Annotated in this window: 13 protein-coding genes and 1 tRNA gene; 9 read left to right on the plus strand and 5 right to left on the minus strand. The window is 42.4% G+C overall.

Annotation, left to right across the window (positions count from 1 at the left end; genetic code table 11):
• Positions 1 to 14: 14 nt before the first annotated feature.
• Together ACP69U_RS01345 and ACP69U_RS01350 are read left to right on the plus strand one after the other, a co-directional pair.
• Complete coding sequence (locus ACP69U_RS01345) at positions 15 to 683, plus strand: hypothetical protein (protein WP_426137577.1); 669 nt, start codon at positions 15 to 17, stop codon at positions 681 to 683.
• A 102-nt stretch (positions 684 to 785) separates the two neighbouring features.
• On the plus strand, positions 786 to 1,349 hold the full coding sequence (locus ACP69U_RS01350) for a hypoxanthine-guanine phosphoribosyltransferase (protein ID WP_045447249.1): 564 nt from the start codon (positions 786 to 788) through the stop codon (positions 1,347 to 1,349).
• 80 nt (positions 1,350 to 1,429) lie between these two features.
• On the opposite strand, the gene ACP69U_RS01355 is transcribed toward ACP69U_RS01350, so the two are convergent.
• The 4 genes from ACP69U_RS01355 to ACP69U_RS01370 form a co-directional block, all read right to left on the minus strand.
• The gene (locus ACP69U_RS01355) at positions 1,430 to 1,948 is read right to left on the minus strand and encodes a MepB family protein (RefSeq protein ID WP_426137578.1); all 519 of its coding nucleotides are present in this window, start codon (positions 1,946 to 1,948) and stop codon (positions 1,430 to 1,432) included.
• Positions 1,949 to 1,985: 37 nt separating this feature from the next.
• Positions 1,986 to 4,193, minus strand: a complete 2,208-nt coding sequence (gene recD, locus ACP69U_RS01360; RefSeq protein ID WP_426137579.1) for an exodeoxyribonuclease V subunit alpha — start codon at positions 4,191 to 4,193, stop codon at positions 1,986 to 1,988.
• 74 nt (positions 4,194 to 4,267) lie between these two features.
• Positions 4,268 to 8,809, minus strand: coding sequence for a UvrD-helicase domain-containing protein (locus tag ACP69U_RS01365; protein WP_426137580.1), 4,542 nt, complete (start codon positions 8,807 to 8,809; stop codon positions 4,268 to 4,270).
• A gap of 76 nt (positions 8,810 to 8,885) precedes the next feature.
• Positions 8,886 to 13,448 (minus strand): exodeoxyribonuclease V subunit gamma, encoded by a 4,563-nt coding sequence (locus ACP69U_RS01370; RefSeq protein WP_426137581.1) that lies wholly within the window; start codon positions 13,446 to 13,448, stop codon positions 8,886 to 8,888.
• A gap of 457 nt (positions 13,449 to 13,905) precedes the next feature.
• Here ACP69U_RS01370 and ACP69U_RS01375 point away from each other — a divergent pair, with 457 nt between their 5' ends.
• The 3 genes from ACP69U_RS01375 (at position 13,906) to ACP69U_RS01385 (ending at position 15,425) form a co-directional block, all read left to right on the plus strand.
• Positions 13,906 to 14,427 (plus strand): hypothetical protein, encoded by a 522-nt coding sequence (locus ACP69U_RS01375; RefSeq protein ID WP_426137582.1) that lies wholly within the window; start codon positions 13,906 to 13,908, stop codon positions 14,425 to 14,427.
• A 69-nt stretch (positions 14,428 to 14,496) separates the two neighbouring features.
• Positions 14,497 to 15,282 (plus strand): hypothetical protein, encoded by a 786-nt coding sequence (locus ACP69U_RS01380; RefSeq protein WP_426137583.1) that lies wholly within the window; start codon positions 14,497 to 14,499, stop codon positions 15,280 to 15,282.
• A 67-nt stretch (positions 15,283 to 15,349) separates the two neighbouring features.
• A tRNA-Arg gene (locus ACP69U_RS01385) sits at positions 15,350 to 15,425 on the plus strand.
• Between the two features lie 231 nt (positions 15,426 to 15,656).
• On the opposite strand, the gene ACP69U_RS01390 is transcribed toward ACP69U_RS01385, so the two are convergent.
• Positions 15,657 to 17,273, minus strand: coding sequence for an NAD(P)/FAD-dependent oxidoreductase (locus ACP69U_RS01390; RefSeq protein WP_198330919.1), 1,617 nt, complete (start codon positions 17,271 to 17,273; stop codon positions 15,657 to 15,659).
• Positions 17,274 to 17,854: 581 nt separating this feature from the next.
• Here ACP69U_RS01390 and urtA point away from each other — a divergent pair.
• From urtA to urtD, 4 genes are all read left to right on the plus strand, one after another.
• Entirely contained in the window at positions 17,855 to 19,156 is a 1,302-nt protein-coding gene (gene urtA, locus ACP69U_RS01395; RefSeq protein ID WP_198330927.1) for an urea ABC transporter substrate-binding protein, read from the plus strand.
• 137 nt (positions 19,157 to 19,293) lie between these two features.
• Complete coding sequence (urtB, locus tag ACP69U_RS01400) at positions 19,294 to 21,099, plus strand: urea ABC transporter permease subunit UrtB (protein ID WP_426137584.1); 1,806 nt, start codon at positions 19,294 to 19,296, stop codon at positions 21,097 to 21,099.
• A gap of 10 nt (positions 21,100 to 21,109) precedes the next feature.
• Entirely contained in the window at positions 21,110 to 22,180 is a 1,071-nt protein-coding gene (gene urtC / locus ACP69U_RS01405; RefSeq protein ID WP_055124061.1) for an urea ABC transporter permease subunit UrtC, read from the plus strand.
• On the plus strand, positions 22,180 to 23,151 hold the full coding sequence (gene urtD / locus ACP69U_RS01410; protein ID WP_426137585.1) for an urea ABC transporter ATP-binding protein UrtD: 972 nt from the start codon (positions 22,180 to 22,182) through the stop codon (positions 23,149 to 23,151). The genes urtC and urtD overlap by 1 nt, the downstream gene beginning before the upstream one ends.
• The last annotated feature ends 6 nt before the right edge of the window (positions 23,152 to 23,157 follow it).

The raw sequence follows: 23,157 nt of genomic DNA on the forward strand, positions 1-23,157 counted from the left end.
ATAAAGGAAGCACCATGGCGCATTATTTTGGGTTTTTACCTTCAGATAAATTGAAAGCATTAATCATTGACGCTGAGCAAGTGATTGCCTCAAATGAGGAGGTCGAATACTACCCATATCGTGATGCCCTGACGCATCAAACAGCACGTGATCTAATCGACAATTTGTTGATTGGATTGGTAGACATTATTCCAAACCCTGAACGTCAAGCTTCGATGCGAAAAATTGTTGGTACAGTTGAAAAAGCGACAGATACGCTGCTTAACATCTTACTCGGTAAAGAGAATAACGAAGAAGTGATGCCAAGCTTTCATTTCTTGAGAGATCGGGCGACGTTTATTGATAACGAAGGTGTAAAACGAGTGGGTTTCAAATTATCTGATGCAGATGCACAAACCATCGAAAAAGGCTTTGCTGCTATCACACCTGAGCAAGTAGATATGAAAGCATTTAAAACAGCGCTTGAAACCATGAATGAAGAGACATTGACTCACTTTATCAGCCGCTATGCTGAAACGCTGAAACTTGGCATGATTAAACGCAAAGCTGTCCCAGTTGCCAAAGCCGCCATTGATAAAGGCATGAGTATGGCCTTAAATAAGTTGCTACCCGACCTACCGGATCGCTCTTTAAATCGTTTAGCAAACTATTACCGCCCTTTCATCGTAGAAAAGCCGGAATAAATGCCAGTATTTGATTAATTTTGCCTCAAAAGACAGATGGTATTGGGCAAATTCACTAAAATTTGCTAAAATAAGCGGCACTTTTTACCGAAGGCGCACCCGATGACCCAAATCAGCAACCAAGAAATTGAAAAAACATTACGCAACTCAGAGTGCCTTATCAGTAGCATCGAAGTAGCCGCTGCTTATGAGCGCCTTGCCGCCCAACTTAACCTACATTATGCTGGTTTAAACCCAATCGTTATGGTTGTTATGAATGGTGGACTTATTCCAGCTGGTCAACTTTTGACTCATTTGACGTTCTACCATCGCATGCATTATATTCATGCATCACGCTATCGTGATAATGCAGGCACCAATGAGCTAGATTGGAAATTCAAACCTGATGTTAGTATCGAAGGTGAGCATGTATTGCTGATTGATGATATTTTTGATGAAGGTATCACGCTAAAAACAGTTGTCGAAGAATTAAGCAAAGAAAAACCTTTATCACTTGAATGTTGTGTGTTGCTTAATAAAGAGCATGATCGTAAAGTTGAAGATTTTGATGTTGATTTTGTCGGTATCAATGTTGCAGATCGTTATGTCTATGGCTGTGGTATGGATTTCCATGGTTACTTGCGTCATCTGCCTGGCATCTATGCCATCAAAGAAGACAAAGTTTAATTTCTACATTTGAGTTCAAAAAAAGCATCCAATTTGGATGCTTTTTTATTGCTTATATTTTGCATGTACTGTTAATTTTGCTACTCATACAATGCCCGTATGTTTTCTGTAGGCAGTATATTTGTACCAGTCACCATGAAGAAATAATCGAGTTGCCAATTCTGTGTCTTCTTAGCGGTATTACTGATTGGCTTATCCCAGCTAGGATACACCCTGATGCCCATCTTACCTTTTGTAAAATGAGACTGAAGAATATTATGTCTAAGCAAGACATTTTTTGGAAAAACAAACTGCCCAAATGTATGGTTGTCTTTAAATGTGGTGATTACCAACAAGTCTGGTGACGAATCATATTGAAAAGGTTGATTAATACCTTTGGAATCTTTTTCCCAAAAGGTAACGAACTGCCCTACTTTGGTAGGTGTTTGTTTAGCTACTCTGAATCTGACTGTTTTGACAGTCAGTCTGTTCATTAATTCAAATGTACCAGCAGCGTATTCTAGATTTTGTTGTTCTTCTTGAGTTGAAGCAACAATCAATTGGTTGGGTTTATAAATAATTTCATTAATATGCTCTAGCACCGTATCAAAGGTATACAACTCTAGTCCTCTTTTTATATTTCTGAGCATTTGTCTATTAACGCTGAGAAAACTGTAATGCCAAACCTGTATGGCGCTCAGTAGGTGTTTGAACAGCCTTTTCAAAAGCAGATTTTGTACTATATATGGTTACCTGTTTCTTAGCACGGGTCACAGCCGTATAAATAAGCTCTTTGCTTAGCAATCTAGCATGACTATTATCAAAAGTAATGGCAACGTGCTCAAACTCAGATCCTTGCGATTTATGAATGGTCATCGCATATGCGGTGGCAATTACCTCTTCGTTTAGCAGATTGACGGGAATCCCCTGTATTTTATTCTCGAAAAAAACTTCTAATCGACTTCTTTCATCCGATGTTTGTAAGCAAAAACCAATGTCACCATTAAATAATCCTAGTTCATAGTTATTTTGTAAAACCATCACAGGACGACCATGAAACCATGTGTTTTGGCCCAGTGGTAGCTTTAGTTCAGTTAGGTGCCATTGAGTGAGATAGTTATTAATGTAGTGATCGCCCCATTCACCATTATGACCAGCACTGAGGATTCTAAACTCATTAAATGTCTCCATTAATGATGTAATCGTATTCTTTACTGATTCTGGCATGGATTTTTCTATCGGATTTCTCAGGAGTTCTTCTATTTTATTTATATATTTAATATATTTTAACGACATTTTTGGAATAATTCTTTTATTGCTTAGGCTATTCCTTGTCTTATTATCTTTAAGCTCATTTGTTTGCAGCGTATTTACATACTGAAAACTCAAGACTTCATCCTGCCTTAACAGCTGCCAGATGGCTTGCGTATCTATCTCTGCCTGATTAATTTGGTAGGCAAGTTTGCCAATACCTGATTCTGCGCTGAATCTGCGGCTTTCGGTTAACTCTGCATGAATGGGTTGTAACAGTGGAATACGGCACAAGTCAGCCAACACTGCTCCTGCATCTACCGCTGCTAGCTGGTTTGCATCGCCCAATAGTATCAGCCTTGCACCTGGTTTTACTGCACTTACGAGATAATTAGCCAACTCGACCCCGAGCATCGACGCCTCATCAACGATGATAATATCTTCGCCAAGTGGATTGTTAGTATCGTAGCGCGGTCTGCCCGTCCGACCAATACCTAACAAGCGATGGATGGTTTTAGCTTCTTGCAACTGTAGCTCAACATTCGCTGCGTCTAGCGCTGCCTGCAGAGACTCTTGCATGCGCTGTGCAGCTTTACCCGTTGGTGCTGCTAATGCCAAGCTAGCACTGTCAGTGCTGAACCTAATACTTTTAGACGCACCTTCCCCACTCTCTGTCGCTTGCTGGAGCGCAATGACTAACTGAGCAACGGTATAGGTTTTACCTGTACCTGGACCACCAGTAATAATACTAAACGCGTTGTTATTAGCAACATTAATCGCCTTTACTTGGTGCTCATGAAGATTTTCAGGCATTGCTATCTGTAAAGGACTTACTTGCTGATTTAAAATATTGTTGATATTTTTTGCTAAATTAAACTCGGCTTGCCATGCACGATGTAGCCAAAAAGTTAGTGCTAGCTCTGTTTCATTATTAGTCTGACTTTCTTGAATTTTATATATGATAGGTTTATTTTTGCTTAGGCTATTTATAATATTGCTATTAATGTCAGCATTAACCTCAGCGAATAAATCATGTTCGTTAACTAGGCGTATAAAAAAACTTAAGTCTGTATTTTTCAATAATTGGTATAGCATAGCAATCATGTCAAAACGCTTGGTTAGCACCTCTTTTTCGTGGTTGCTAAGCGCCAATTGCATCCACAGCTGCTCTTTCTTATCAAATAGCGTGTCTAGCAATACGAATAGCGACCTTTCAGTTATAGAGTCATCTTCTGATTGCGTATTTAGTTTGCTATCTATTAGCGCAAAGATTGGCATTGCTAGCATCTCTAATAGCTGTTGCTGCCAAGCATATAGCGTAACTACCTCATTATTGATTTGACCTTGCAATGCTTCTTCATGCTCAGCGTCCTCAATGGTTAATACGGTATGCCCCTCTTCCAAATGAGTCGCTAACATAACGAATAAAGCGGTGAATAAATTACTTTCTTCTGTTTTAGCGACTTGCTTGCTATCAGTATTAGCTTTTGCCTCTGTTGCGTTATAGGCTAAATACGTTTGCTCGCGGCGTAGCAATATATAATCACTGATGTTACTAGCCCAGCTTTGTTGTAGGCCAATTGCTGCCTTGCTCTCTTTTTTATTATTACTCATGGTATGCTTGTCTCTATGTTGAAATAGTTAATCGATATCATGTTTTTTAGCATTTAATCATTACTTATAGCCTACTAGTTGGGCATGCCAAACAACGCATCCAAACCTTTAATAAAATCGATTGGAATATCCCACGTGACTAATCCATAGCGGTCGTTGTGCATTGAGTGGCTATTATCAGCTTCTTTAACATCTTGTGATATATCATCAGCTATTTGAGAATTGGGACTATACACACCTCGTAAAAAGACATACTCCACAGCGCCTAAGTACTTATCTTCATTGCCTGTATAATCATGGATTCTCATTGAAAGGAATCGATGTAACGCTACTTGATAAATCGCTGCTTGTAGCCAGTACCCTGCCTTGGACATTGCTTGCTTAAGTGTATTTTCATTATAATCGCTTAGGCTATTTCCTAGAAAGTTGCTTTTATAATCGACAACGTAATACTTGCCAGCATGTTCGTACACTAAGTCAATTTCGCCGCGTAAATAACGATACAAATGTGCTTTATTTTGCGGAATAAGAGTGACGTGTTTGTCCACCTCATTAGGGAGATACTGTTGGAAGAGTTTACTGATATCCTGTGCTTTAAAGTTCTCTGACAACCCCATATTGAACTCTAACTCAGAAAATCGCTGACCTGCATTAAGAGAAAATAAGGGTTGATTGGAGGCCAATAGCGGCGCATGTAGCACCTCTTCAATCCAATTGATTAATGCCTCATGCTTGGTAGCATCTATTGAAGCAAGATCAAGTGAACTAGTATTAAATGAACCGTCATCGCCTTGCTCTTGCTTCTTCGCTTGTGATCGACGGCCTTGCTGCTCAGCGCTACTATAAACTAGAGGCAGTTGATAGCTGCTGATCGCTCTATCGATAACCTGAGACCACTGCGCTTTATTGCTGAAATCAATTTTTTCAAATATCTCATGCAAGAACGTACCCGCATTAGCACCTTTCACAAAGGTAAAGCGGATATCATCTTCTGATTTGAGATTTAACCCATCGACTTTTTCAAGAGACGCATCACTATTAAGCAAATGCTCAACCGACACTGAAGTGTCTGCCATATCAATGTCTATAGCATCATCAATACGCTCATCCACTATCGCCATTGCTTGTGTAGATTCATCGAGCTGACGAGCCAAAGCGGTAAAGCTAGTCTTAGCCCAGCCATAAAAATAATTGGTTTTCATGACCTCTGCAAAGGGCGCGTACTCGATAGTCTCTGTGGCAGGCTTATGAGCACTTGACTTGGTTGCGGCTAGCTGAACATTGTCATTTACGCCTGCTGATTTAGCATCGTTGCTTGCGTAATTCTTGTCGTAGAACTCATTGACCTTATGCCCTCTGAGCATGCCTATGGTACCTTTGAGTCTATCAGGCAGCTCAAATTTCGCTTCTGGTGATTCAAACCAATAAAACACTGGTTTTCGCTTCATATCTCTTGTGCCATTAGGGTCTATCAGAACAACATAAAGCTGCTCACTGGCACGGGTAAATGCCACATAACCAAGTCGTCGCAGCTCATCAAAGTCTTCTTGAGTTTCGATATTGGTGTAATAGTCCTCTGTAGTCGCTGAGCCTTTCAAAGATGAGAAGCGGCGCTGGTTTCCCGTTGATTCACTATCTATCGACTGCCGCACTAGCGCTGAAGGCGCTTGTTGGGCATTGTACAAGTACAACCCGTAGTCTTCTTTATTGCCTGACTTTCTACTGGCATCACCCATTCCCAGTACATAGACAATGGGAAACTCAAGCCCTTTGGACTTATGAATGGTCATCAGCTGTACGCCAGACTCTGTCGGTAGCGGATATTGCTTAGCCCAATCACTATTGGGCGCGGCATCTATGTTTTGTCTAAACCAAGCCAGTAGCTCATGTTCACCCATACCTAGGCCATACTGCGCCAAGATATCCATCACATGGCGCAAATCCATGATATGACGATCGCCTTCTGGATGAGCCGCTAGCGCTTGCCAAACGCCTTGCGGCTGTATGGGATTTTTATCTAGCAAGTAATGCAATGCCGACAAGATGCCAAAATGCTGCCATCGTTGTGCGCCTTCTTTTAAATAAGTAATGAAATCTTGATAACTTTTTTTATTATCAGTAGCCTCATTAACTGAGGTATCCTTCGAATTAGAATTATTTAAATGGGAGCTCGTTGTACTACTGCCCTCAGTAATGCCTGACTCATGATCCGTCATCATGGCTTTGATATTTTTAATACTCAGTCCATATAGATGACTGGTCAACACCCGATTAATCATGTCATGACGATACGGATATAGCATGGCACTCAGCAGCGCCGCCACATCTTCTGCCATAATCGTTTCAAAGATACTGACATCACTGGTGGTTAAAGTCGGTACATTAAGCTTAACCAACTCATCTTCAACACGCTTTAAGTCTTTTTTAGTACGTGCCAGCACACCAATATCACTGGGCTGAATCGGCTTGCCTTTTAAGGTCTGACCACTACTAAGCAAAGTCACAATATGACGCGCCGTGATTTCATGCTCATCGTACTCAAGCTCTTTGTCTTTATCATAAGGTAAGTGTAATACGCTCACTGGCTGGGCAGAGAGCACCTCAGTCACTAAGGTAATGCTGTGAGCGTCTGGTTCATTAAACCAAGACAGCTGATTTTCTGGTTTTGCCGCTTTGATATGCTGATAATAAATACCTGCGCCTAATTGAGCTAATTTGTTCTCGCCAGTGGTTACATCAGCCATGCCGAACCAACAGTTTAGGGCATTAATCACACCAGCATTTGAGCGGCGGTTAATATCGAGCGTCCAAAGCGTGCTTTTATCAAATTGGGCTTTCATGTAGTTATAGTTGGCCACATCACCACCACGAAACCCATAAATGGCCTGCTTAGGGTCACCAACCAATAGCAAAAACTCATGGCTGGCTTTTTTAGTAGCTGACTGTTTATCATTATCAGCAACCTTGCCCTTTTTCTTTGGCAAATAGATACTTTCAATCATAATGGCTTGCGCGCCATTGATATCTTGTGATTCATCAATGAGGGCGACTGGATAATGGTGACGAATATAACGTGCCAGTTTCTCTCCTTGCCGACCAGTTAATGCTTGGTTTAGACGTACCATTTGCAGGCTAAAGGTCGTCTCACCACGCTCTTCCAAAATAATGGGTAGCCTATCACGTACCGCAAGCACGATATGACGGTTAAGATTGGCTAAGACCAATAAAATATGCTGATTTAACCCTTCGACCATATCTAAGAGCACCATTAATTTACTAATGGTTTCTAGCTCAAAAAGTGTCTGATGCTCTTTTTCTCTATCTTTGTTGAAGTTTTTAATTTTGCCATCTTCATTTGGATATCTCGCATCCTGCAAAGATGTCAGAATCTTATTTTCACGCTCGTTCAAATGGCTGTTAAATGCTAGCTGATATTGCGCTACCTTTTGATGGACATCTACAAGAGCATCAAAATGATTGGTTAAATTAGAATTTCCACGAAATCCTTGAGACTTTCTATAATCAGGGTTTAAATAAGGCTGAATGTCTGCTAAATCTAATTGGGCAAACTCATAAATTAATTTCTCATACGCAGTAAAGTCAAAACCTTGCTCTAGCTTTATCTCATCAATCGGTGCTGAAATAAAGTTAAGCGAGCGAGTCACATATTTTTTATGATCACTCACGGCAGTCAGCTTGCCTTGCTGATCCATAAGCGCATACAGTTTAGGCTGCTCATGATGCAAGCGGCTTTGAAACTGACGCAGCTCATCATGAATAATACTATCAGTCACCTGCTCGATACTGCTGTCTTCGATAATAGACATACCTTGCTGATGACCCGTCTCGCTACTGTACTCCTTCAGCCATTTTTGCGCCAAGCTATCGAGCGTACCCACAAACAGTTTATCCAACGTGGTTAAAACCAGTGCGGTACGCCTGATAGCTTCCGTCATTGGATAGCTGTACACGTGATCCAGCAAATAACCGACGAGATGCAGGTTAATGGGATCTTGCATGATGCCACCCAAGCGCACATATTTAGCCTGTGCTACCAACCAATCTTCACGGTCTTTTTTTGCTTGCGCACGCTTTGTGGCAGCAGCTTGCTTATCAGTAGCAAGGTCTTGGTTTAACTCATCAGCGCCTATCTCAGTATTTAAATCCGTACTTGATTTTTTGCCCTCTTGTTTATCCTTATCGCTTTCAGGCATCACCTGCAATACATTAGGATACAAAGCCTCCTTATTACTGGTGTCAGCACTTAAACCATTGACCCACTGCAATAATTGATAAAAATCCACCAAACGATCATGAATACGCTGACGCATCTCAGCAGCAGCGGCTCGCGTAAAGGTAGTAGCAATAATTTGCTCTGGCGCACGTCGTGCTTCAATTAGCAGGCGCAATACAATGCCTGTTAGCGTCCAAGTTTTACCAGTACCAGCTGAGGCTTCAATCAGGTGCTTGCCCGCTAGGTCAACATCAACTGCTGGTATTACATCAGCCTGACGCTCACTCATAGGATCTGAGTAAGGCTCATCTGAGCACTCATCGAATAAATGTGGCTGTGTAGAAAGTTCAATAGTATTGGTTGGATCAGTCAAGTCTGTCATATGGGCGCATACTTTTAATTATTATTTATTAGATCAAGAGAGCAAAAATTAATTAGAGGCTGTTCTAGATAATGGGCTAGCCATCTAAGTCAATTAACGCAGTAAACATCGGCTCGTACAATGGTCGCGCCAAGGTGGTCAACGCGTCTGACAAAGCCTTAAATCCATCTTGATCACGTAGTACATATTGCCAAATGGCATGCTGAGAGCAAGTATCATATACTGTGTCTGTATGATAGCTAGACCGTAGCCAATCTGAAAAGTCTGCTCGTTTTGGCCAATAACTGCCGCCTTCACCATCTTCAGATTTTGAACACTGATCAAGGTAATTGAGTGCATATTCTGGGAGTAATGTAATAGGCACTTGACCCGTTAACTTGCCAAAAACAGCCCATTTTATCAGCTCAATCACAGCGTCTTCATAGACAATGGGGCTTAGTTTAAATGCGATTACTTTGTCATACTTTTTGACTTGTGAGCTAGGCTTATTAAAACGCCAAATACTCACGCCATCATTTAATGCCACTTGCTGAGCGGTGGTACGTCTGGCCACTTGCCAATATAAATGTGACAACCAAAACTTGAGTAAATGCCTAGGACTTGCAGAATTGGGCAATATATTTAACCACTGCTTGGGTGATTGCTGAGCATAAGGCATGCCCGCCTGAATATGAGAGTGGCTATCATGCGCATCTATCGGCACTGCTGTTGGTAATGATACTGGTGCTAATATGGGTACTAAACCTTTTATTTTAATGGCTTTAGGCAATAACTTAAGCAGTGCGCCCATGCCCGTCATGTCCGTCTCATTGCTTGAATCGTTATTAACACGCTTAAGCAAAACTGCCAGTTCTATCTGGATAGGATGCTCGGCGGTTGGCGTTAGTAGCTGCAAACCTGTAGCACCCTCTGCTCCACTCTCATTGAGAATACTGCTTTCATCAAAACCATTAGCAATTAATTGCTCTTTAAATTCCAAACATTGCTGTTGCAGTTTTTGTTGTTGATTGGGTAGCGTGGTTTGGCGAGCGACACCAGCGGGCATAATTTTTTGATACATCAGAATCGGAGTAGTGCTTTGGGTCGCTGTATTAATGCCATTCGCCTTAGTCTCATCAGTGACCAACTGTTTAATCAAATGCTCTTTAATTTTATAGGTAGTCAAACTGTCTAAAAACAGCGGCTCTTGCTGCGACAGCGCTTCTTCACCTTGCACCACATGTACTTTTTGAGACCGTAAGAACGCTTTGGCAGGATGGCGCACTTGGTAAGCCAACACTCCTTCAATATCAATCTCTCCGATGTTAAATACGCTATCAGATAAAGCTTGGCTGAGCACCTGAGTCATATCACTGATATTGCTAGTATCAACAACGACCTCTAATGCCAACAGTTCAACCAATGCAGACAAGGTTTGATTGTCTACTTGACCTAACTGACCCAACCCTTGACCAAGTATTTGAGCCATTGCTTCGTACTGTGTCTTTGTGGGCAAGCCAACCAGCTGTACCTGCTCACTAGATACTCTGCCCTTTAGTGTATTAAATACAGCTTGCCAAAGCGGCGCAGGCGGAAACTGTTTTTTCTGAGCCAGTTTAGTTTTACGCATGGCTGTATTCAATAAAGCATCCAGCTCATCAATCGTATTGACAGGGCTGGAATCCTGAGCATTGATATTAATGTTGGCATTAGCATTGTCATCAATATCAGAAGACGCTTGCTCAGAAACATTCGTACCTTCAATTTCTGTTTCAAACAGACTCTCATGAAAAGGCAACGCAGGATGCTCAGTCACCAACCACTGCTTAATCAATTTTGGTAAGTAGCGCTTGAGACTTTCGGTGGTGGGATCAATATTCTCAGGTAATGTCGCCAGCGAGTTCACCTGCCATTGCACTTCACCTTGCAAGAACTGTAGCAATTCGCTTACTGGGTTGGCTGGCAGGTGCTCATGAGTGTCCGTCAGGCTTTGACCATTGTAGAACATCCAACAAGCACTACGTGCGCACAGCATGGCATCTAAAAATGCGCCATTATCATCATCTTCACTGACTCTGTCGCCGCGACGTGAATTAGTCGCTTTCATCAAATCATAGCGGTTATCACGGTCACGCCCAGGGAACTCTGAGAGATCCATATTTAGCATGACCACCAACTCAAAAGGCACGTTTCTTAGTGCACCGAATCGACCAAAGGTAATCACACCTGTCGGTTCCGCACTGACTTGCTGACTTTCAAGCTCGTTTTCGATACTGTCTAGCATAAAGCTTAGCTTGAGCGGCAATTGCTCCACACCTGCCAGCCTTTGCTCTACTTCTCTGTTGTCGATATCACCACTAGCGTACTGTCTATAGTGACGATTGGCTCGTAGACTTGATTTAAAGCCATTCATCGCATTGTAGATGGCTCGCATGGTACGTGTTTGATCCACATCACCAAAGTAACGATGAATCACTTGTCTCTCAATCTGATCGAGCCAATCTTCCGCTTTCATTTTTTGTATATGGTCATCCCGTCGTGCGACCAAACCGGTATAAATGCGGCAAAGCGCTTCAACAATCAACGCATCATTTAAGCTGACTTGTGGTAGCGGTAAAGTCATTTCTGGTAAGGCAGTGCTTGGCCATACATCTTCATTTAGAGCATATAAGCAATCACTCAACTCAGCTTCTGGCATGACCAGACCTAGGGTCAATCTGTCTAACGCTTGCGCAAAACTAAAGCGATAGTCATAGTCATTACTATCCAAAGTTTGCTTAAGATGCAGCTCATCAAAACCGCGAATAAAGCCTGCCTCTACCAATAAATCACAGCCACGGCTCATTTGCTCATGAGTCAGTCCAAAGCTTTCAAACAAGGGCGGCAACATCAACCAGTCTAAGACTTCAGCCGCTTCAAAACGGGCGCTATGGCTACCCAATAGCTTATAAAAACCAATAATAGCTTCCCATAACTGGCGAATGTCCGCATCAACAACACCTGTCACTTTAGCGGGCAAGGTCAAACCATCTTGACCTTTACCATTAACAAAGATAGAACCAATCAGCGCATGATGACGCTCGACATCGGGTAGCAGCACAACAATGTCAGATATATGACGTTTCTTTTCACCAAGTTTGATAGGTTCATTTAACCAGCGACCAATCATAATACGCAACACTTCAAGCTGGCGCTGCAAACTATGACACGAATGAATGCTTAGGCTATTATCTTGAGAAGAGATTGCCCAAAAACGGTCTTTCTCAAAGCGTTTATTCTCTAACGCTTCATCTTCATACCAGGCCGCTCCTTGCTTCTCTTCATTGAAGCTTGGCTCTATCTGCTTACTTACCGCTTGCGAGACTTTAGCAGCCGTTGCTTGTTGGGTAGATTGCTCATCAAGCATCAAAACGTCATTTTGCAAACGCCTTAATAAGCTTAGACCATGTTGCGCATCTTGCGTGCTGTTAATATTATCAATGTCAGAGTCCCTTTCATCTACATTAACGCCAAAACCATCACTCAAACCATGATCAAAATTATCTTGCCACTCTACTATTTCTTCTTGGTATTGTTCATTGCCCGATAAATTAGCAAGCATGGCAAAGGTATCGCGCGACTGCTTGCCCAAACGTGACAGCAAACTATGACCATAATCACGTAAAAACACACTTTCTGGATTGATAATTTGTTGACGCTGTAACCAAGATTTATCGACGATATCGGCCCAAAACAGCTTTGATGGGTTGTAATGCAATAGCGTGATATCCATGTACTTCGATAAGCGCTGCAAAAAGTCGAGCTCAGTCTGTGGCAGTTGCTGAATGGTAAAAATGCGCAGTACTTTGGGTAACTGAGCACGCTCATTCGCCTTGTTATCTTTTAAAGCCGACCAGAATACATCTTCAAGTGCCACACGGTGTAGATGAACGTCAGCAAATAAGTGCGACCATAAGAAGCGCTGTGCAGCTTCCAACTCAACATAATGCTCTACCAACCATTCAGGCGTGCCGCGTGCATACTTATCAAAACGCAGTGACAATGCATCTTTCTCTGCGATCAATTCATCTACATTTAGCGGTTTGTTATACGACCATAACGTTAGCCAATCCTCACGATGGGTCAAGTAGCGGTTAAACACTCTTGCCAAATCGCTTGCCAGCTGCCAAATACGGGCATCTTGTTGTGACTTGTCCTTTATAATGTCCTGTCGCACATTGTCTTGATGAGTATCTGCCTGCGGCTCATCAAGACAATGTGCTAGTAATGGATTAACCGGATGTTTTTCATCTGCAACAATCGCCTCTTGGTAATAAGTCAAATAACCAAACAATCGCCACTGCATGACCGTTGGTGACAACACCGCCACTTCTGGCACATTTAAGGTTGCAGCTTCAGCGTCATTCTCTAACAAATACGCGTTATGGCGGGTTAACACATCCTGCATGAGCGTCCATTGATACTGACCCCAAAACTTAGTACGCACCAAGGTACTAATCCCAGCACGACTGGCAATGGTTTTGTCCAACCAATCGCCCAATACCATTGAGGGAACAATGACAATAAAAGGCTCAAAAACAGGCTGATCCTTAGACTGATATTGCACAAGCAGTTGATCAACAAGGTTTTCGGTGCGGTGCGATTGAATAATGGTAAACATAGAGGATAGTCTGATTGAAGTTATAATATGAGTGATAGTGTGATGTAGACGGTCGTGAATGCCTGAAATGGAATAACATTTGCGTTAACTCTCTAATGCATATTGATGGCTGCTAAGGAATACCACGAAGGATACTCACCAATCTATGTTTCGCGGTCGTTACTACAATGTATTTCTGCTAGCATGGCTGTCATAAACACGATTCAAATGACAACAACGATTAACTATCATTGCATCATCAGTGATTATTTATAACAATCATAAAATAGGCTGCTGATTAGTGTGCCATCGATAGCTATCGTTTACTAGTATATGTGCCTCTATTATAATATCTTACGACAGATAGTGTCGCATTGATAAGTCTCATATTTATGAATAGAGAAGTCAGTGCTGCTGTCAGATTAATTGCTGTAATTTTTATGTCCATAACCCTTTTTTAACGGAATAATTTAATACTATGCCCTTGCGTCCCATTGATGCCATTTTCGTTCATCCTAAACGACGTTTATATGTTGTATACTATCGCGGTGAATTATGGCAATTGCCACGTATGAAAATTGACGACAGATCGTGGCAAAACAGACAGCCCTATACTGATGACAGTCGCTCGCTTTATTTGAGCATCCATCAAGCCATTAATGACCCCATACTTGCACAAAAACTGCGAACATTGAATCTGCCTGTCGCGGTGCGTGGGAGCACGCTGCCACGCTTTGAAGCATGGTGGGAGGCCCATGGTTTTGAATGGCTTAAAGACAAGCTTACGATGGGCGAATCGCCATTGGCTGCACACCAAATAAAAGCCCTTGACAATGATGTTACCTCGCCTTCAAACGATCAACCTGTGCTATCCAATCAAAATAGTACAATTGGTCATAAGAATAATAGCGAGAAAAAACTTTTATCTGATTCAGAAACCGATGTTTTTGCAGATATGCTTGCGGACTTAGCAGATGAAGTGTTGCACCAACAGCTTTAAAAATAATACGTCACACACCGCATTTTATGTAAACTTGACACAAACCCATTAAGAGAAGAGCAGTAACATATGAGAGAATACAAGCTGCTACTGGCTGGGCTAATTTTGCTGCTGCTGATAATCTTTACGTGGTTATGGAGCAGTAACCGTAAAAATATAGATCCCCTACCGATCATGGCAAATGCAAATGAGCCGTCAGCCGCCACTCAAGACGAGGTAAATACTCTCACCGACAGTACGCTGTATATAAAGGCTGAAGAGGATTTACAAGCACCCTTGGACGATATCATCGTTAGCTTCGAATCTCGTTATCCTCATGTGCAGGTTGTGCCAAGTTATGTACCTGCCAGCGACCTCTTAACATTATCAAACGCCAATCCTAGCCATGATAAACGCTCAGAATTAGGCGCTGATATAGACATTATCATCGCTAACGACAGCCTATCTGCAGACCGTCTGACACCGTTACAAGCAGAGCTAAAAGCGGCTCACGATAAAATAAACCAAGACAAAGCAAATATCAGCAATACTGATGATAAAAAAGTAGATACTGCTGAGACTGGTGCCATTGAAACTGATAATGCAGAGGCACGTACCCTAAATTCTTTCAGCTATGCATTGAAAGAAAAGCAAGCGCTTGAAGGGGTTATTTTAACAGAGAATACTGCTGCTATTAACTTCCGTAATTTTTTACTTTCGAGTACCGGACAAGATATATTAGAAAAGTACGATTATTATAATATCGAAGGTTATAAAAACAGTGTAAACGACTTGTTTAATCCAACATCACGTGCACAAGAAGCAGCAAATGCCAACACTGTGAATGTCGCTGACGCCTTGAGTAATAGCAAGTAATGATAAAATCTTTATATTTTGTTGATTGCTTTTATTAGCGATTTTTCCTACAATGTTATTCCAAAATGCGCCTATAGCTCAACAGGATAGAGCAGTTGCCTCCTAAGCGATCGATCGGGGTTCGAGTCCCTGTAGGCGCACCATCAAACATTGTCAAAAGACATTAAAAGACCTCACAGCCTATCAGTTGTGGGGTCTTTTAGTATCTTATCGCATCATAACATTGCATAACTTACAATATATTTTCATACAGCATACCGTCAAAACACAAAAAAGCCTTCCAAGCTTGATATTTCATAGCTTGAAAGGCTTTTTCGCTCACATGTTTTTATCTAGGTAAGGGTTTTAAAATTGTGGTTTGCCCAAATCCGCTCTTAATCTATGTTCAACATCGATTTTGCCACAGCTTCGGCCACTTTAATGCCATCAATTCCTGCTGATAATATGCCGCCTGCGTAGCCAGCGCCTTCGCCTGCAGGGAATAAGCCTTTGGTATTAATGCTTTGGAATTCTTTATTGCGTTTAATGCTGATTGGTGACGATGTTCTGGTTTCTACGCCAGTTAGTAAACCGTCGTCAGATGAAAACCCTTTGATTTTTTTATTAAACGCTGGAATGGCTTCACGTATGGCATGCACGGCAAAGTCTGGCAGTGCTTTGCTTAAGTCAGTCAAGGTAATGCCCGGTGTGTAAGACGGTTTTACATCGCCCAATTCTGAGTCTGGTTTGCCTTTTAAGAAATCGCCAATGGTTTGCGCTGGTGCACTGTAGTCTTTGCCGCCCAATTCAAACGCTAAGGTTTCTAGCTGTCTTTGTAATTCGATACCAGCAAGAGGATGGTTTGGATAATCTCGCTCTGGGTCGATGCCGACAACAATAGCACTGTTGGCGTTACGCTCGTTCCTTGAATATTGGCTCATGCCGTTAGTGACCACACGGTCTTCTTCTGATGCTGCGGCAACCACCGTTCCACCTGGACACATGCAGAAGCTATAAACAGAACGACCATTTTTACAATGATGAACCAGTTTGTAATCCGCAGCGCCAAGTATTTCGTTGCCAGCATTGTCACCAAAGCGTGCTTGGTCTATGGTTGACTGTTTATGTTCAATCCTAAAGCCAATTGAAAAAGGTTTTGCTTCAACATACACGCCTTTATCATGGATCATTTTAAAAGTGTCTCGGGCGCTATGACCAACAGCAAGAACAACATGGTTCGTTTTTAAGGTTTCGCCAGTATTAAGTGTCACGCCAGTTACTTTTGAGTCAGTGATATGCAAGTCGTCTAAACGAGTCGCAAAACGAACTTCCCCACCGAGTGCTATGATCTCGGCACGCATTTTTTCTACCATGGTGACTAATTTATAAGTACCTATGTGCGGTTTACTTACAAATAAAATCTCTTCTGGTGCGCCAGCTTTTACAAATTCAGTCATGACTTTACGGCCATAATGATTGGGATCTTTCACTTGGCTATACAGTTTGCCGTCAGAGAAAGTACCTGCTCCGCCTTCACCGAATTGTACGTTAGATTCTGTGTTTAATTTACGCTGACGCCAAAAGCCAAAGGTGTCTTTGGTACGTTGTCTGACTTCATTACCGCGTTCAATGATAATAGGTTTGAAACCCATTTGAGCAAGGGTAAGTGCTGCTAACAAACCACAAGGTCCAAAACCAATAACAACAGGACGCTCAGTTAAATTTTCTGGCGCTGCGCCTACATATTTGTAGCTGGTATCTGGTGTTGCTTTAACATGATTATCTGACTCAAACTGAACCAGTAAATCATTGGTCAAATTTGAGTCGGTCAGGGTGATGTCTAGCGTATAAATTAATTGGATATTTCTTTTATTACGAGCATCATAACCACGTTTAAACATCACAAATGACGCCATTTGCTCAGCAGAGATTTTAAGTTTTGTCGTTATCGCAGTCGTTAGATCTTCAGGCGCATGATTTAATGGCAATTTAATTTCAGTTAAACGTATCATTGGTTACTCATAAACTCGTGTAAAAAACAGTCTCGCATTTTACTGGTACTGATACAAATAAGCGAATAAATATTTTACTTACTCAGGGTAAATTTACGGTTTCTTAAACATAGATCAGCATCCTATTATAAAAACTAAATGTCAGACTTCATCCCAAGCTAGCTACCAAGCCTAATGGCTAACGTGCTTTAGCTAAAAAAAACCTACCTTTAGTTAAGTTGACATCATTTAGTACGTTTGCTTCTTAATTTCCTTCTGTTCACACTTTCTGAACTCAAAAAAACATTGCTTCTGATGTCGTCATTTTTTATACCACTTTAGCATTTCTTAACCAGACATAAATGGTGCATAGAAAATCATAAAAACCATCATGGTGCGAAAAAAGTGCAATATCTCCTAAAAAGACCGATATTGGTGCATTTGTCTTGTATTTTATATTGGCATAGATATTGAAGTATTAATCATAGTTAGGAATGGCTCGTTCACTCGGCCTACCAAGCTGCTACTTTATCTTTTTGGAGAAATATATGTCTTTATTGCCAACGCTTATCACTGCTACTCCTATAAGTACAAATTATCGTATCGACTCAAAATTAACATCACGTTTGTCTCTGCTAGCAGTAGCCGTTGTAGGTAGCTTAAGTCTTATGGGTTGTCAAAAACCTGCAGAAACCAGTGCAGAAACCAATTCTACCGCCACAAAAACGGACACCTCTGCGACGACTGCAGCAGATGGTGACACCATCAAAGTGGGTATCTTGCATTCTTTATCTGGAACGATGGCCATCTCTGAAACATCATTAAAAGATACTGCGCTCATGACCATTGATGAAATTAATGCCAATGGCGGTGTGTTGGGTAAGCAGCTAGAGCCAATCGTCGTAGATCCCGCTTCTGATTGGCCGTTATTCGCTGAAAAAGCTCGTCAGCTGTTAACCCAAGATAAAGTGGATGTGATATTTGGAGGTTGGACATCGGTGTCACGTAAGTCCGTGCTGCCTGTCGTTGAAGAGTTAAATGGTTTGATGTTCTACCCTGTGCAGTACGAAGGTCAAGAACAATCAGAAAACATCTTCTACACTGGTGCTGCACCGAACCAACAAGCCATTCCTGCCGTTGAATATTTAATGAGTCCGGAAGGTGGTAGTGCAGAACGCTTTGTCTTACTTGGGACAGATTATGTTTATCCTCGGACTACTAACCAGATACTGCGGGCTTTCTTAAAATCTAAAGGCGTCGCTGAAACAGACATCATGGAAGAGTACACCCCTTTCGGTTTTAGCAACTATCAGACCATCGTTGGCAATATTAAAAGCTTCTCTACCGGTAAAAAGACGGCGGTTATTTCTACCATTAATGGGGATTCAAACGTACCTTTTTATCGTGAACTTGCCAATCAGGGTATTAAAGCATCTGATATCCCAGTCATGGCATTCTCAGTAGGAGAAGAAGAGCTTCGCGGTATCGATACCAGCTTATTGCAAGGGCATTTGGCGTCATGGAACTACTTTATGTCGGTTAAAAATCCTGTCAATAGCGGCTTCACCAAAAAGTATAAGAAATATGCGCTAGATCATAAGCTACCGAATGCTGAAAAGGTCGTGACCAATGATCCTATGGAAGCCACCTACGTGGGTATCAATATGTGGAAACAAGCAGTCGAAAAAGCAGGTACCACTAATGTCGACAAAGTGCGTATTAGTATGGGAGGTCAGACTTTTGACGCGCCATCAGGGTATACATTAAAAATGGATGAGGAAAACCATCACTTATGGAAGCCTGTCATGATCGGTCAAATCCGTGCCGATGGTCAGTTCGATGTGATCAGCAAAACGCCAAAAGTCATTCGTGCTGAGCCATGGAGTCAGTACATTCCTAAATAAGGTGTTGTCACCTAAACCGCAATCCTTAGCCCTTAGCCCCTTAATGGTATCAATACCAGCAACCCTTTAGCTCCTCTACTGATAAAACAGTTTTTCAGTAGAGGTTAGAGGAGTGTTGACTGCAAAAAGGAACCATCATGTCACATTACCCTTCCTATTACAAAAGTGACGCGCCAGCCAATGATTCTAATAAGACTTTTGTCATCGCCTTACTATCTTTACTCCTCCTCATTGCTATCACATCAGCTGCTCATGCTCACGAGACGCCAGCAGTACACAGCCACGATCACAATGAGGCAGTATCGACTAATACTGTGGCAGCGACATCCAATGCTGTAAGGGAAGAGACCTTACTTGCTCAAGACGACACCTTACTTGCTCAAAACAAGCAGTCTCTGACTACGCCTGCTAATCTTGCGGTAAGTAAAGGAGATGCTATCGAGCAGTTCGTTGCTGCTGACTTCACCAAGCGCCAAACCATGCTCAATCAGTGGCCGGGGTCAGTTGAGAGTTTGGATGCTTTAGTTGAGCTGATAAAAAACGATGAGCTATATCAAGGCAATGGCGGGCAAACCTACCTACTTAACAGCGAAGATGAGCTATTTACTTATCCTGCTAAACAGCTGACCACCGAGTGGCCTAGCGACTTGGCGCAAGTGACTTTAACCAATACGCTACACTCAGCCTTAGTCTTTGGACAAACCAAGGTTAAGCTTGAGTCAAACGATCCTACGCAACGTGTGCAGGCAGTTGCCATCTTAGCAGACAATATCGAACAGCTAGATCCAGTACTTATAAGTACTGCTGCCGCTAATGAGCAAGACGACGATGTCAAAACGGCGCTGAGTATTTTACAAGCAAGAATTGATTTTAGAGATGGCGACGTCACCAAGCAAATTGCCGCGCTTACCGTGCTTGCTGATAGCGATAGCCCACAAGTATTAGTGGATGTCAAAAAAGCATTGGCGGCAGATAATATCGATCCTGTACTCAAATCTGCGCTGTTAGACGCTGAGGATAGTATTGAGCAGCGCATTACCATCAGTACTTGGATAGGTCATCTGTTCACGGGACTTAGTACGGCAAGTATCTTACTACTCGCGGCATTAGGGCTTGCCATTACTTTTGGGCTACTGGGTGTCATCAATATGGCTCATGGTGAGCTCATTATGATTGGCGCTTACGCCACTTATATGGTGCAAAATCTCTTTCAAGCATATTTTCCTAGTATGACTGGATGGTATCTGGTTGCTGCTATACCCGTCGCTTTCTTAGTCAGTGCCATTATCGGCATGATTATTGAACGAATCATTATTCGCCCGCTTTATGGTCGTGAGCTTGAAACCTTACTGGCAACCTTTGGTGTCAGTCTGATTCTTATGCAGTTGGTTCGGATGATATTTGGCGCGCAAAACGTCGAAGTCAGCAATGTCGACTGGTTGAGCGGGGCCTATCAAGTGTCCTCAAGCCTTGTACTCCCCTTTAACCGTATCGCTATTATCGGCTTTACCATCATCATTCTTATGCTGTTGGTGTACTTACTTAACAAGACTCGCTTTGGGCTATTTGTGCGCGCTGTGACTCAAAACCGGCAAATGGCACGTGCAGTTGGTATCTCCTCTGCTCGCATCGACATGTTGGCATTCGGCCTTGGTTCAGGGTTGGCCGGTCTCGCTGGCTGCGCTCTAGCACAAGTGGGCAACGTCGGACCCGACTTAGGTCAAACTTATATTATTGATGCGTTCTTAGTCGTCGTGGTTGGCGGTGTTGGGCAAGTATGGGGCGCGGTATTGGCATCTTTAGGTCTTGGTGTCAGTGGTACGGTGCTTGAGATTGGCATTGGTGCTGTGATGGCTAAGATTGTATTACTGGTTCTTGTGATTTTGTTTATTCAAAAACGTCCACAAGGTTTATTCGCCCTCAAAGGCCGTTTTGTGGATTAAGGAGAACCTCATGCGTTTGACTCAATTATTATCTGATTCTCCACGTAATGCCATTTTGATTGGTTTGTGTTTTTTAGTGCTACTGATATTGCCTTGGCTCCATTTACTACCTGAAACCTCTAGTTTTCACCTGTCTGCTTACTGGATAACTTTGATTGGTAAAATAATGGCGCTCGCCATGGTAGCACTGGCTTTAGACTTGGTCTGGGGCTATGCCGGCATTCTAAGCTTAGGTCATGGTCTTTATTTTGCGCTAGGAGGCTATGCTTTTGGTATGTATTTGACGCGTGAAACTGCTGGCACAGGCTTGCCAGACTTTATGCGTTTCTTAAGTTGGACAGAGCTACCGTGGTATTGGGCAGGCACTCAACATTTCTGGTGGGCGATGGCTCTAGTGGTGCTAGTTCCCGGTCTGGTCGCTTTTATCTTTGGCTATTTTGCTTTTCGCTCAAAGATTAAAGGGGTTTATTTTTCGATTATTACTCAGGCCATGACTTACGCGGCAGCCTTATTATTCTTCCGTAACGAAACAGGCTTTGGTGGTAATAATGGTTTCACAGGTTTTACGACGCTATTAGGCTATGACATCACCGCCTCTTCAACGAGGGCTGTACTGTGTTTTACGACCGCTTTGGCGCTGCTACTGTCATATCTTGGACTACGCTATCTGATGAGCCAGCCTTATGGGCGCGTGCTCGGTGCCATTCGTGATAGTGAAAATCGCTTGCAGTATTTAGGCTATCGCACGCTTTGGTACAAGCTTTCAGCTTGGGTGTTGTCTGCAGTCATTGCTGGTATCGCTGGTGCTCTATATGTACCGCAAGTTGGTATCATTAACCCAGGCGAGATGAACCCCGTCAACTCTATCGAGATGGCAGTCTGGGTGGCTGCTGGAGGCAGAGGTTCATTAATCGGTGCCATTGTAGGCGCTGGTACAGTCAATGTGATTAAAACCTATTTTACCGTCGCCTACCCAGAGTTCTGGTTGCTTATCCTAGGTGGATTATTTGTAGTGGTTACTATATTTCTCCCTAACGGCATCATTGGTGTACTCGATCGTTTTAAAAAGGAAAAAGAATAATGTTAATAACTAATGCTGCTACTTCTAATGTTGCTACTTCCCAAAAAGTTACTAACGATGCGCTTGTTAAAAACAATCCTATTATCAATAATCCAATGAAAAACTCTAAAAATACACCACACATAACGGTCGCAGAAAACACGCCTACCCGACCAGTCACTACTCTGACTGAAGATTACGGAGATAGCGGAGGCTTGGCGCATCTTGTTCCCAAATCAGGGCCGGATATGAGACATGGTATTGCGCTGTATTTAGAAGGCGTTAGCGTGTGGTTTGACTCGTTCCGTGCACTCAATGATTTATCTTTATACATTGAGGCAGGCGAGCTACGCTGCATCATCGGCCCTAATGGCGCAGGTAAGACGACTTTAATAGATGTCATCACTGGAAAAACGCGTCCCACTAAAGGCAGTGCATTTTTCGGTCAAGTACATAATTTAGCCAAACTATCTACCGAAGAAATCGCCGAAGCAGGCATTGGCCGTAAGTTTCAAAAACCTACCGTATTTGAGAAATTTACCGTACTCGACAACTTAATGCTGGCGGCGCCAAAAGACAAACGGGTGTCAAAAAGCTGGTTTACTAAAATTGATGCTGAAATCAAAGATACGCTTGACTCAACATTAGATCAAATACGCTTAAAAGATATGATCAACAAGCCAGCTGGACTTTTATCTCACGGTCAAAAACAGTGGCTAGAGATTGGGATGTTACTGATGCAAAGACCAAAACTTATCTTACTTGATGAGCCAGTAGCAGGCATGACAGATGCCGAAACCGAACATACCGCTGAGTTGTGTCTGCGTCTTAAAAAGAATCATACTTTAATCGTGGTTGAGCATGACATGACTTTCATTGATGCCATAAGTGAAAAAGTAACGGTCTTAGCAAATGGCGCTATTTTGGCTGAAGGCACGTTGAGTGAAGTACAGAATAATGAGGCCGTTATTGAGACTTACTTGGGTCGATAATTGGTA

It is taken from the genome of Psychrobacter sp. TWR1-1-1 (genome assembly GCF_049895865.1).
Classification (GTDB): Bacteria; Pseudomonadota; Gammaproteobacteria; order Pseudomonadales; family Moraxellaceae; genus Psychrobacter; species Psychrobacter immobilis_A.

Excerpts from the sequence above, each read along its gene's own strand:
- ACP69U_RS01390 (WP_198330919.1), bottom strand. The coding sequence starts at position 17,273 with ATGATACGTTTAACTGAAATTAAATTGCCATTAAATCATGCGCCTGAA.
- ACP69U_RS01345 (WP_426137577.1), top strand. The coding sequence starts at position 15 with ATGGCGCATTATTTTGGGTTTTTACCTTCAGATAAATTGAAAGCATTA.
- ACP69U_RS01365 (WP_426137580.1), bottom strand. The coding sequence starts at position 8,809 with ATGACAGACTTGACTGATCCAACCAATACTATTGAACTTTCTACACAG.
- ACP69U_RS01380 (WP_426137583.1), top strand. The coding sequence starts at position 14,497 with ATGAGAGAATACAAGCTGCTACTGGCTGGGCTAATTTTGCTGCTGCTG.
- ACP69U_RS01350 (WP_045447249.1), top strand. The coding sequence starts at position 786 with ATGACCCAAATCAGCAACCAAGAAATTGAAAAAACATTACGCAACTCA.
- recD (WP_426137579.1), bottom strand. The coding sequence starts at position 4,193 with ATGAGTAATAATAAAAAAGAGAGCAAGGCAGCAATTGGCCTACAACAA.
- urtB (WP_426137584.1), top strand. The coding sequence starts at position 19,294 with ATGTCACATTACCCTTCCTATTACAAAAGTGACGCGCCAGCCAATGAT.
- ACP69U_RS01370 (WP_426137581.1), bottom strand. The coding sequence starts at position 13,448 with ATGTTTACCATTATTCAATCGCACCGCACCGAAAACCTTGTTGATCAA.
- urtD (WP_426137585.1), top strand. The coding sequence starts at position 22,180 with ATGTTAATAACTAATGCTGCTACTTCTAATGTTGCTACTTCCCAAAAA.
- ACP69U_RS01375 (WP_426137582.1), top strand. The coding sequence starts at position 13,906 with ATGCCCTTGCGTCCCATTGATGCCATTTTCGTTCATCCTAAACGACGT.
- urtC (WP_055124061.1), top strand. The coding sequence starts at position 21,110 with ATGCGTTTGACTCAATTATTATCTGATTCTCCACGTAATGCCATTTTG.